13 protein-coding genes are annotated in these 11,463 nt (G+C 27.9%); 1 reads left to right on the plus strand and 12 read right to left on the minus strand.

Going from position 1 to position 11,463, the window contains the following annotated elements:
• Positions 1-458: polysaccharide deacetylase family protein (locus KKE07_01470; GenBank protein ID MBU4269527.1), on the plus strand; the 458-nt coding region annotated here is incomplete at its 5' end.
• A 33-nt stretch (positions 459-491) separates the two neighbouring features.
• Here KKE07_01470 and KKE07_01475 read toward each other — a convergent pair.
• The 12 genes from KKE07_01475 to KKE07_01530 all read right to left on the minus strand — a co-directional run.
• On the minus strand, positions 492-782 hold the full coding sequence (locus KKE07_01475) for a hypothetical protein (GenBank protein MBU4269528.1): 291 nt from the start codon (positions 780-782) through the stop codon (positions 492-494).
• 17 nt (positions 783-799) lie between these two features.
• Positions 800-1,336, minus strand: coding sequence for a hypothetical protein (locus tag KKE07_01480; protein MBU4269529.1), 537 nt, complete (start codon positions 1,334-1,336; stop codon positions 800-802).
• Between the two features lie 41 nt (positions 1,337-1,377).
• The gene (locus tag KKE07_01485; GenBank protein ID MBU4269530.1) at positions 1,378-2,547 is read right to left on the minus strand and encodes an exo-alpha-sialidase; all 1,170 of its coding nucleotides are present in this window, start codon (positions 2,545-2,547) and stop codon (positions 1,378-1,380) included.
• A gap of 420 nt (positions 2,548-2,967) precedes the next feature.
• A complete protein-coding gene (locus KKE07_01490) occupies positions 2,968-3,561 on the minus strand; it encodes a hypothetical protein (GenBank protein MBU4269531.1) in 594 nt (197 codons plus the stop codon).
• A gap of 123 nt (positions 3,562-3,684) precedes the next feature.
• Positions 3,685-4,572: a DUF2608 domain-containing protein gene (locus KKE07_01495; protein MBU4269532.1), complete on the minus strand. Its 888-nt coding sequence runs from the start codon at positions 4,570-4,572 to the stop codon at positions 3,685-3,687.
• Between the two features lie 2 nt (positions 4,573-4,574).
• Entirely contained in the window at positions 4,575-5,105 is a 531-nt protein-coding gene (locus KKE07_01500; GenBank protein MBU4269533.1) for an HIT family protein, read from the minus strand.
• A 3-nt stretch (positions 5,106-5,108) separates the two neighbouring features.
• Complete coding sequence (gene yidD, locus KKE07_01505; protein ID MBU4269534.1) at positions 5,109-5,363, minus strand: membrane protein insertion efficiency factor YidD; 255 nt, start codon at positions 5,361-5,363, stop codon at positions 5,109-5,111.
• 2 nt (positions 5,364-5,365) lie between these two features.
• Positions 5,366-5,698, minus strand: a complete 333-nt coding sequence (rnpA, locus tag KKE07_01510) for a ribonuclease P protein component (GenBank protein ID MBU4269535.1) — start codon at positions 5,696-5,698, stop codon at positions 5,366-5,368.
• Positions 5,699-5,777: 79 nt separating this feature from the next.
• Positions 5,778-5,912, minus strand: coding sequence for a 50S ribosomal protein L34 (gene rpmH, locus KKE07_01515; GenBank protein MBU4269536.1), 135 nt, complete (start codon positions 5,910-5,912; stop codon positions 5,778-5,780).
• Positions 5,913-6,038: 126 nt separating this feature from the next.
• On the minus strand, positions 6,039-7,241 hold the full coding sequence (locus KKE07_01520) for a hypothetical protein (GenBank protein ID MBU4269537.1): 1,203 nt from the start codon (positions 7,239-7,241) through the stop codon (positions 6,039-6,041).
• Between the two features lie 32 nt (positions 7,242-7,273).
• A complete protein-coding gene (locus KKE07_01525; protein MBU4269538.1) occupies positions 7,274-10,402 on the minus strand; it encodes a hypothetical protein in 3,129 nt (1,042 codons plus the stop codon).
• 25 nt (positions 10,403-10,427) lie between these two features.
• Positions 10,428-11,463, minus strand: a 1,036-nt coding sequence (locus KKE07_01530; protein ID MBU4269539.1) for a hypothetical protein, incomplete at its 5' end; no start/stop codon positions are given.

The following is an 11,463-nucleotide window of genomic DNA, read 5'->3' on the forward strand; positions in this document are numbered from 1 at the left end:
AACAAATAGAAGAAAATAAAGAGGTTGTTCTTCGTGCTTTTAAAGAGGGACATTTAGTTTTGAATCATAGTTGGAATCATTCACGATTTTCTACGATTTCTAAAAAAGATATTATGCAAGAAGTTGAAACTACAGAAAAAATTTTAGATAAATATATTGGAAAAAGGCCTTTACTTATGCGGGTACCTTATGGAGATATAAACGATATAGGTTTACAACAATTAAAAGATTTAAAATATAAATTAATTTTTTGGTCTCTAGATACTTTAGATTGGTTTGAAAAAACAAAAGATGCAATTGTTGAAAAAGTTATTTCTAATGTTCGTCCAGGTGAAATTATTTTAATGCATAGTAATTCTGATAAAGGAGCAACAGCTGAAGCTTTATCTACAATTATCAATGTTCTAAAAGATCGTGGGTATTCTTTTACAACTATTGATAATTTTGTGAATAATTAATGTGTTTTAGATATCATTTAACATTAATCAATATTATCTAAAATATCTTTTGCCTGGGTCAGAATCACATAATTTCAATATCTTTATCATATTGTCATAATCAAAATTTTCATCTTCCTTTTTATTTTCATTCATTTTTTTAAATAGCTTATTAATTTTTTTTAAATAATCTTCTTTATTCCATCTAATGCTGTGTTTGTGACCTTTTTCTATTGTATGTTTAAATAATGAGTACAGTGATTTTTTATCTTTTTGCCATGCAAAAAGATTGCTTTGACTTAATGTGCTTATTGTCATGCTTAAAAAAAATATTTTTTTAAGCATGATAAATCTTTCTTTTTTTATATTTTTAATGTTTTGGTTATAATTTTGATATCTGTATTGTCTAAATCAGCTTGATCATTTAAAATAGAAATATTTTTTAAATTGCAATTTTTACTATTCAATAAATTTGTAAGAATTTTAACACCAGCTTTACCAATCTTATTAGAATTTAAGATTAACGTTTTTATATTATTTGGATTCTTTTCTATAGCATCAACTATTGTTGTTAAATCGTTGGAATCAATAGCGTATTTATATCGTTTTGCATTTACTAGAGTTTGCAATTCTTCTATCTTCTTACAAAGTTTAGGGCTATACCATATGCCATTATAGAAAATACTCTCGTCAACATTCAAAAATATTTCATTCCAGTTAATTCCATATTTAAGCCATAGCGCTTTTTCATTATCTCCATTAATTTCTAAAATATCATCTTCCGAATTTGCTATAATAAATTTTATTATAGCTTCTATGTTTTTACTAGGTTTCTCAAATGTTATTCCGTATATATTAAAAAAACTAAATAACAATATAAGTGTAAATATTTTTTTCATAAAATTGGCCTCATTTAATTGTCTTTTCATAAATATTATTTTCACGTTTTAAAATCAATAATGGCTAGCCGCATTTCTTTTTGATTTACTCCATATGCTACAATCAACTTATTATTTTGAAAAATTATAGATGGAAAAGAGTATTCTGTTTTTGGATTTTGATCATCACTTTCAATTACAAATATCTCTTCCCAAGAAGATAGTTTTTCTGGAGCTAAAGGATTAATTAGTTTTGATAATATAAGTTTATTTCTAAAATTGTTGTTAATTGGATTCCATGCCATAAAAATTTCTGTTTCTGTACTTAAAATATCTATAGCAGAATAGTTACTTGGCAATTCAGAATCAATTGAATTTGACCAAGTTTTTCCATAATCATTTGAATTTGTATACACTAGCTTACCATTGTTGGAGCGACATAACATATAAATGTTTGTATTATATTGCCATATTGCTGGTTGAATTATAACAGATCCGGGATTTCCATATGTTACGTTGTCTATGAGCTCCCAATTTTTTGAGTTGTTAATTTCTAAAATTTCTAATTTGCCAAAATCTTTTAAAATATTAATTGAAATCCATCCATCGCCTTGTTTATTGTTTTCAACTTTGAAATTTTCCTTTTGAGTAGAAGATCCGCAAATTAAATCGTTATCATTTTGTGCGATTAATGGTTTACATTTAGTTGGTCCTAATATGCCTTCTGGAAGTGGAATTGGTTTTGTCCAAGATTCTCCATAATCATAAGAAATTTTTACGAATCCAAACCAGTTTCTAGGATGCGTGCCGACTTTATAGAATAAATAAATAATATTCTTAAATAAAAACAAAACTGGATCAAAGCATTTATTTTCCGAATTATAAAACTTATTAGAAATTTCAAATGGAGTTGCAGCTATGCTTGGCGATATCCATGTTATTGTGTTACTATCATTTATAGTTCCTCTACTAATACAAATATTTTGCATATGGATGTTACTTTTTTCTGATGGATAGTTTGCATAATATGCAAAAATAATATTATTTTCGAAAGATATCCCTGATATTGCATGGACTTTTGTTGCTTTTGATGGGGTTGGAATGATAATTTTTTCAAAAAAAGAAATTTCGTTTAGTTTTATATTGGATTTCAAATTAATTTCCATTGAATAAATGGTATTTTGATCAAAGCTTGTAATTAATAAAACAGAAAAAATAATTTTTTTTAACATATCAAACCTTTATTTAGTTTGTACATAATGCAAAGATTAAGATTTTAAAATATAGAGAAGAATTTTTTTGTAAATATTTTAATTCTGAACATATGTGCAGAGTTAGAGTGGGTAGAGTAGACAAGAAATAGTTATTTTGGCGCATTATAGAAAAAGTTTTGCAAATCAGGGAATCGATTCCCTGATTTGCAAAACTCTAATAAGTACAAAAGTTGATTCCTATTGAAATGAGCTTGCGAAAATAGAATCAAAAAACAGTTTTTTAGTTTATGCAGGAGACGAGTCGCAAAAGCGATCTTTTTCTAATATTGTTGCTTGGAGTGATTTAAAATTTTAGTTTATGTGCGATATGGCTTACCAATTTTAGTTCCTCTATGATATTTTCAATAATCTGACTAGCTAGTAAAATAACCACCGTCTTTATAACCTCATGACCTGCTTTAATTTTAAAAACATAGATTGTATTTCAGTATTATTTTTTGAATATTCTTCAAAAGCATTGATTAAAGTGGTTGCATAAGTACAAATTTGTTTTTCATCTAATTTATTTATTGCATGAGTGATTATTATCTTAATTAAATAGGATAACATTATTGAAGTACGTTTAAATATTTTATCGTTAGAATATTTATCTTGTTGTGATAATTCATTGATAATAATTTTTATCAATGAATTTATGTTTTCATCGCTTAATAATTTAGATTCAGGATTGCTATAAATGAATATAGCAAAAATAGCCATAGATAAACATTTTATTGCATAATTATTACTTTTTATACCTTTTTGTGCTGCTTTAAATGCTTGTTCAAAGCCAAAGTCATCACAAACATTTTGAAAATGTCTAATAATTGTATCTTGTGTTACTTCTTCAATTGGTTCATCTGTATCCCAAAGTTTTGGATCAATAATACCAACGCCGTGTTTAAATTTGTCATCTAAGGGATTTATTGCATAAATGCTATTTTGACCAAAACTTGTAATGAATAAAAATAAAACTATTAATTTTTTTAACATAGAGGATACCTTTAAAAATATAAAAAACATTAAATATATCTAATCTTCTAACAAATAAGCGCTAATATAAAATTAAAATTTTAGTTTGTAAACTAAAATAGTGTAATATTTTTGAATCAAAAATTATTGAATTTGTAATTGGCCTCTGATAATTTGGTCTGCCATTTCATCCGACAACCAACTTGAATTTTTTATAATAAAATCAAGCTGAAGTAGGGCTCGGTTGGTATTCCATGTTGGTCTATTTTTATATGCGGCTAAAACTTGAAAACCACAAAAATCTATATTGCGTTTTTTGCATTCATTAAAAACTGAATTTAGTTGATCGGTTCGATCATCAAAAAAAATAATTTTGTCGGGATTTAAATTGTAATAATCTAAAAATGCGCCTAATGTTGTACCCTTGGATTGTTTATTTGTACAAAGAATGCCTTTATATAAACACGGATAACTATTTTTATATGCCGGTAATTTTGTAAAAGATGCATTTTCAAATTGTCCACTAAAATCTATGCCAAAATCTTTTAACATGTTTGCTCGCCACTCAGGTAAGTTTTTGATGATCCCAACAGAACTACTTCTCATAAAAGAAAGCGCTACAACCATACATTTTTGATTTTGTAATTGTTTTATGTACTTTATAACATCCGGATCAAAAACATACCGCTTAGATTGTTGAATTACCATACTTGCAATCCATTCTATTTTTTCTTTATTAAAAATAATTTTAGGGTATTTAATTCCTGCAATTATTTGAAAATACCATGGATGCCAAAGATCATTTGCAAAAGCGTCTGTTGCTGTGATCAGTGTGTCGTCGATATCAAAAATGATTAAAGTGTTTGGTGTGCAATTATCAAATAGATCTTGTACTTGAGAGTAAGAATTTAATTTTTGAAATTTACCGGTAGGTTTCAATTTTGAATTGTAATTAAAAAATAAAATTGTGCCTGTGGCTAAAAATGATGTAAGTAGTAAATATTTAATTTTGTTAAATTTATTTTTTATCATGTTTAGATTATTGCTTTCATTTGATCAACATATTCAGAAAGTTTTTCTGTCGACATTGGTTTTTTGAAAATATAAGTAAAAAAATCCCACAGATATCCAAGACTTATAAATTGGCTATTCGTATCTTTTTCAGGAATATAATGAAAATGAATATGTGGAACTGATTGCAGTCCTGTGCCATTTTTTTCTAAAATAATATAAGAGGCAGGCCCCATTATTTTTTGAACGGCAATATTAATTTTTTTTAACAATTTATTTGAGGCCAGTAATTCTTTATCAGAAATATCTTCGAATCTTTTAATATGTCTTTTGGTTACGACCAAACAGTGCCAAGGTTTTACTTGTCTATGTGAGCACATGCCTATAACATATTCATCTTCATAAAATGTATGAGTTTTAATTACTTTGGGATTACAAAAGGCGCATGGTTTATTTGGATTAAAATTATTCAGGCTTAAAAACAAATAAATTCCGGAAAATATTATTGAAATAGTTATTATCGAAATCAATATTCTTTTGACTATTTTGTTCATAAATTAAACCCTTTTTTTAATTTTATTCTTAATTTTCCAGTACAAAACGGTTAATGGGTTACAGCTTAAAACTCGTAAAATTATAAGTGGTATTGAGATATAAAATGGCTTTGATTTTAGCATGTATTTTGAATAATTGGTGCAGGTTACCGGGTAGATACATGTACCTCGAGGTCCCAAAAGAGGTCTTAGTGATCTAATAAATAAAAAGATAATTTTGATAAAAAGATCTTTTAATTTGTGTATATATTTGTGCATGTTTAAATATTTTCGAGTAAAAACTTTTCAAGTTCTTCAAAAGATAAATTCAAAGAAGCTTTATAGACAATTAAAATAGAATTAAATTGTTTTTCATAGAGTTTTCTTTGGTAAAAAATAGACTTTAATTGTCTTCTAATTTTATTTCTTTTGCATGCTTTTCCAACTTTTCTGGAGGTCATTATGAGCATTTTTCCAAAAGATTGTGCGTCTTTTTGAATCGGTGCTTGTAAAAGTTTTAAGCCGTTAACAGATGCTTTTTGTATAGAATTTTGAAATGTTGAATCGATTTCTTTTTTTTCGAATCTGAATAGGTCTTTAAATTTTATATCCATTTGGTTCTCTGAGGACTGGATCCCCGCAGGGGATGACAATACATGTAAAAAAAGGCCGACAGTAATCGGCCTTAAATTTTTAAACTGCTAGTCTTTTACGACCTTTAGCTCTTCGACGATTCAATATTTTGCGACCGCTACGCGTACTCATTCTAGCTCTGAATCCGTGTTTTCTTTTTCTTTTTATTCTGCTTGGTTTAAAAGTTATGGACATTTTGCACTCCCGAAAAGCAATTAATATCTAAATTTCTTACGTAAGAGTTAATAATTATAACCAATTTTTATTATAAAACAACCCAAAAAAACTAATTTCAGCCTGTAAACTGTGTTTATATATTATCTATTTTTCAAATTTGGCTCCGGCGTCGTTACCAAGTGATTTAAAAGTGTTTTCCGGGTGAGCAAAATCAAATGCCACTATAAAATGGTGAGGTTTATCAATTATTTCACAGTCAATTTCGAGTTTTGGCAACCTGCCTTGTACGAAATCCGTAATACTTCCGGAAAGAATGGCACTTTTTATATTAAATAGACTTAACATACCTTCACTTGCTTGTTGGGCCAAATCGCTAAGACCAAGAGTTAAAAATAATGTTTGTTCAAGCGCTATTTTGGCAGTATTTCTTGAAATATTTAATGATTTCTTTTCTATTTCGAGAGCCGCTATTTTCGTTTTTAAAGCAATAATTTCCGCTCTAATCTGGTTTTGACGCTTGTTAGGTCTTGTTGGTAGAAGTTTATAATCACCTTTAAATTTTATGCCAATGTTTTCAACTTTTGATTCTATGTTTTTCAGGTTTCTATAAGCAGATCTTGTGAATCGTTTATTTGTTTTATCATAATCTATGTAGATTGTAGTTATTGTATTTTTTTTATTATCTATAACATCTCGCCACCAGCGTTTTTCAGATTTTTTGACATCAGAAGGTTTTTTAAATTCCACTGCCATATGATCAAGATCGTTTGTAGTTCCACCTGATTTTCCGGGCCAAACCATATAACGATCATATGCATCCAATTCCAGAGTTTCCCACTCCAAACTTCCATCAACCATTATATGTAAAATTAATTTATATGGTGTTTTGTTTATAAATAACATTGCCGATTCCGCTGAATCTCCAATATATTCAGATTTTTTTTCTAAAAATTTATCATCAAGTTTTACGGTTCGTTCAAATCTATTTTTATCTTGGTTATAGAAAATTTCTACTAAAGTTGTTTTATTATTTTTTATGTTTACATTATGCGTCCAGCGCCTGTAGTCCAGGTGGAGCCCTTTGATTTTATGACCATCTATTTCAACTTGTTCTTTATCCGGAAATTCTACAATCATATCTTTGATATCCGGAGTACCGGTTGCTCTGGATAAATTTTTTTCAAAAATATTTTTTGGACCTATCGTTTCTTTATATTCTTTATCTGTAGTTGTTGTAATTTTAATTATAATATTATTTTTTGTATTATTTTTAATTTTGATTGTGCCGGTTCCTGAAAAAAGCGGAATCGCATAAAAAAAAACGATAAAAATTATTAATTTATTCATGATTATCCTATTTGATATAATTTTTGAAATTTTTATATATCATAATATTCTTCAGCTGCAGCAATTTGATTGTATTGTTTATTTAATTTTTCTATTTCTTTATTTTTTTTCTTTATATCTTTATTTATTTTTTTTATCTTTATATCTGTTTTTTCCAAATTATTTATTGCAGATTCAATTTTTGTTTTTGCTTCTCCCTTAAATATTGTAAGATTTTTTACTATGTTTTGAGATAAATAATCATATAATTTATTTGATAATGCTGCACTAAAATCAAAATCCAAATGGCCATCTTTTTTTACAGATTTAAGTTTATAATTTACTTCAAACAGATCATCAAATAATCCTGCAGAAAGATAAATGTCAACGCCGTCTCTTCCAATATAAATATCGCCCTGTCCACTTGCTAATCTTATGTCAACTAAACCTGATAGCATAAAATGCTGCGTTTCGGGAGTTATGGAAAAATCAATGGTAGGACCGTCATCTTTTGTATTGTATTCTCCATCCAATCCATAGCCGCTAATTTTTATTGGGCCTAGTTCAAATTCTGACATTGAACCTTGTGCAATAAGTCCGGTAGAACCCAATCCAATATTAACAAAAGCTTCTTTGTCATTGAAAAATTTCATGTGACTTTTAAGAGAAATTCCCGGTTCAATTATTATTTCACCAATTTTTGTTGGCAATGGTGCAAATCTGAATTCAGAATCGTAAAAACCAAGATCCGGAAAGTTTTTCTTAAATGATTTAATGTCAAAATTAGGATTTGCTTTTGCGGGTATTGAAAGAATATCTTCAAGTAATAGTTCACCTGTATATTTTCCCATTAATACAATTTTACCGTCAGTTGAATATTTGGTAGCCATACTTACAGCTTTTTTTTCGTCAAAAATTAGTGATCCGGCAATACCAATATTTGTTAATACAGGTAAAGATACTTCACAGCCAATATTTGATAGAGTAATTCCATCAAGCCCTAATGGATTTTCCCAATTTCCAAGCATTGATCCACTTAATATTACTCCGGATTTTGCCATATCAATTGATGCTGCGCCTGTGAATAGTAATGGATCATCATCTTGAGTTGGGATAATTTTTATTTGTGTTTTAAGCCCCATTGATGGGCCAAGATTTGATCCGGTAAAGAAAAAACTTATATTTTCAAGAAATGCTTTGTCGGATAATTTAATTTCTTTAAATGGTAAGGTTACAGCTAACTTGGTGTCTTTAAGACTTCCAAGCGAACCAAATAAATTTAAACTTTGATTACCTAATCCTTTAATTAAGTTTTTAGCATTGGTAAATGTTTTGTCGGCCAAATTTGTTACGGCAGCCAAATTTATGCCTTTACTTAAATTTATATTTAATTTTGGATCAATGTGAGGAAAAGACGAAATAACTATTTGAGTTTTTGATAAATCTATCTTATCAAAAAAAGTACCTTCCAGTGGCTTTATTGCATCGGATATTTTCCAGCCTTTTGGCGGAAATGCTTTAAATGTTAAGCCCAAGTTGCTAATTTCCAAGGTAACATTGGATTTAAATCCTAATAATTCGCTTTGCCCCAAAATACTAAATGTTTTATCGGTATTTATACTTAGGCCGGGGTTTGATATTTTAATGTTTTTTAATTGGGCTATTTCTTTTAATCCTGCAATATTTTTAAATGGAAAAATCTCTTTTTTTGCAATTGCTGAAAATTCAACAGTATATCCACCGGTTTGAAATGTTGATTTTGGTTGTTGAGTTGAAATTTGCTCTGATTGTGGCGGCTGTTGATCGTTAGGTGTTTGAGGGATTTCTGTTTTTGTTGTTGGTGTGGTAGCTTTAGAAAATTTTAATGTACCAATCCAGTTAATATCAACTAAATTTATTTCACCCTGAATTTCAAAATTACCGGTTTGAGATAAAATTAGCGTACATTTTTCAAATGTTCCTATATTTGCAATATTTATTTTTTTTCTAGGATCTATTGATATTTTAAACGTGAATATACCATTATTATATTCTGCTAAGAAGTCTGAATTTAATTCACCTAAAATTGGCAAATTCAAATCTGCTTTGCCCGACAAAAATATTGATGGTTTTTTAACTGTTTTTGGTACTATTGCTGTTGGCTGAATTTCAGGTTTTATTTCTTCGGTTGGTGTTTCCGTTGGCGTATTTTCGTTTGTTGGGCCGGGTGTCTGTGGAGTTTGTTCTGGTTGTTTGATCGGTTGAGTTTTTATGGTTGGCGGGATTATTATTGTTAAATTGGTTTGCTTTAAATTAATATTATTTGATATTGTAAGATCTTTTAATTTGCTTTCAAGTGTAAAACCTGTTGTTTTATTTAATTTAATTTCAGATTCTATTTTTGATAAATCTATTGGCAGGCCGATATTTAATTTTTTTAAATTTGCTACACATTTAATTGTAATTGGATGATCTTTACCCTTTGTAAATGGATCATCTATTTTAAAAGAGGCATTTTGTAATTCTATTGCGTCAAATACAGTATTTTTTATAATATCCGAAGGTTTTAAATTTTTTATGCTAAATTCTGCATAATTGTCAGGAGTAACTTGAGGTAAAATTTTTTGTGCTTCGGGCGTTTGTATATTTGGGGGCGGTGTAATATTTTGAGGTATTGATGGTTGTACCGGCTGTATTACTGCTCTTTTTTTACCAAATTTAAGTATTGCATCTTGGTTAAAAATTTTGATATTTGTTTGTAATTCGTAAAGATCTTTTTTAATTAAAAATATAAAAGAATCTATATCAATATCTGTCCACGGCGTTATAGGGAATATTAATTTTTTTGTAGGGTCTATTTTATAAATAGCTATTTTATTCGGTATATATTTTATTATTTCAAGTAGCGCTTTTTCCCCCAAAATATTTACGGTTGCATTTGCGCTAAATTCTTTTTGAGTTGATAAGCCAATTAATGGGTTCGATATTTTTAAAAAACCGAGATCGAATGTTTCATTTTTGGTTCCACTTAAGGTAAATTTTTTATTTTCAATATCTACATTGCCTGACAGAAGTACATTTCCAAATGGAGGTATTTCAGTTTCGTAATCAACTTTGACTTCAATGCAATTTATTTTAAATATTGGCATCAAAAAAAATAAAATATGCAATAATAAAAATAATTTATTATTTGAGATTACCATTTTTCTCCTATTTTTTATAAAAATATTATTTGGTTAATTCATGTATTATTTCATTTAATGTTTTTTCTCTTAGTGCATATTGTTTTAATAATCCTGTTTGTAGCGGGAAATCCGATTCTTCAATTTTTTCCAATATTGGTTTGAAATATATAAATTCTCTTAATCTGTTGTTATTAAATAAATTAAGATAATTTTTAATATCATCTGAATTAACTGCTATATTTTCTTTAAAAGCCATTTGATCTATAAGAATTTCTTCTTTCAATTGTTTTTCAGCAAGCATCATAACTTGTTCATAAAAATCAACACTTTGTTTGTATACATTATAATCCGGGTCGTGTTTTAGATAATCCAAAATATCTTCTTGTCTTCTTACGCTGAAATGTTTTGGTATTTCGAATCTATGTTTTGAAAGTAAAAGATGAAATATTTCTTCGATAATGGATTTTCTTTGCGAAATATCGTTTCTGAAAGAAAAAACTTCTATTAATTTGTCATGAATATCTATTTTGCTTTTTAATTTAAATGTATTTTTAAAAGATTCTAATGAAAAATGGTTGCCTTTAGCTATTTTTTTGATTGTTATTTTAAAAGAATAGTTATTATTGGGTTCTTCTTCTTGTGAAAAATCATTGTTAAGCGGTAGCTTATTGGTTATAAAACTATCACCGATATTTTTTCCATTAAGTAAACTTTGAAATGGTCTTTTCATTAATTTATTATTAATTTTTATCCAAAAAGTTCCATCGTAAATATTAGGTAATGTTTCATTTTGATTATTAACCAATTCGCTTGAAAAAAATACCCAGTCAGATTCTTCCACTTGATTTGGATTACTTTTTTTAAATAAACCTAATTCTTTTTTTATAAATGCTGAAACTTGTTTATCAAGATCTTTATAACGTTTTCTTTTTGGTGCTCTGAATATGAAATATTTCCATTCTTTGAGCAATAATGGCGATGCAACGGATATATCAAAATAAAATTTTGCTTGTTTATTTTTTTCCAACTCAACATTTATCAGTCTTGGATAATTTGCTATGGAAATTTTCTTTTCTATT

Source organism: Candidatus Dependentiae bacterium (assembly GCA_018897535.1).
GTDB lineage: Bacteria > Babelota > Babeliae > Babelales > UASB340 > UASB340.

Coding starts and splice junctions, on each gene's coding strand:
- rnpA (MBU4269535.1), bottom strand. CDS start 5,698: ATGGATATAAAATTTAAAGACCTATTCAGATTCGAAAAAAAAGAAATC.
- KKE07_01480 (MBU4269529.1), bottom strand. CDS start 1,336: ATGAAAAAAATATTTACACTTATATTGTTATTTAGTTTTTTTAATATA.
- KKE07_01490 (MBU4269531.1), bottom strand. CDS start 3,561: ATGTTAAAAAAATTAATAGTTTTATTTTTATTCATTACAAGTTTTGGT.
- KKE07_01500 (MBU4269533.1), bottom strand. CDS start 5,105: ATGAACAAAATAGTCAAAAGAATATTGATTTCGATAATAACTATTTCA.
- KKE07_01495 (MBU4269532.1), bottom strand. CDS start 4,572: ATGATAAAAAATAAATTTAACAAAATTAAATATTTACTACTTACATCA.
- KKE07_01485 (MBU4269530.1), bottom strand. CDS start 2,547: ATGTTAAAAAAAATTATTTTTTCTGTTTTATTAATTACAAGCTTTGAT.
- KKE07_01525 (MBU4269538.1), bottom strand. CDS start 10,402: ATGGTAATCTCAAATAATAAATTATTTTTATTATTGCATATTTTATTT.
- yidD (MBU4269534.1), bottom strand. CDS start 5,363: ATGCACAAATATATACACAAATTAAAAGATCTTTTTATCAAAATTATC.
- KKE07_01520 (MBU4269537.1), bottom strand. CDS start 7,241: ATGAATAAATTAATAATTTTTATCGTTTTTTTTTATGCGATTCCGCTT.
- KKE07_01475 (MBU4269528.1), bottom strand. CDS start 782: ATGCTTAAAAAAATATTTTTTTTAAGCATGACAATAAGCACATTAAGT.
- rpmH (MBU4269536.1), bottom strand. CDS start 5,912: ATGTCCATAACTTTTAAACCAAGCAGAATAAAAAGAAAAAGAAAACAC.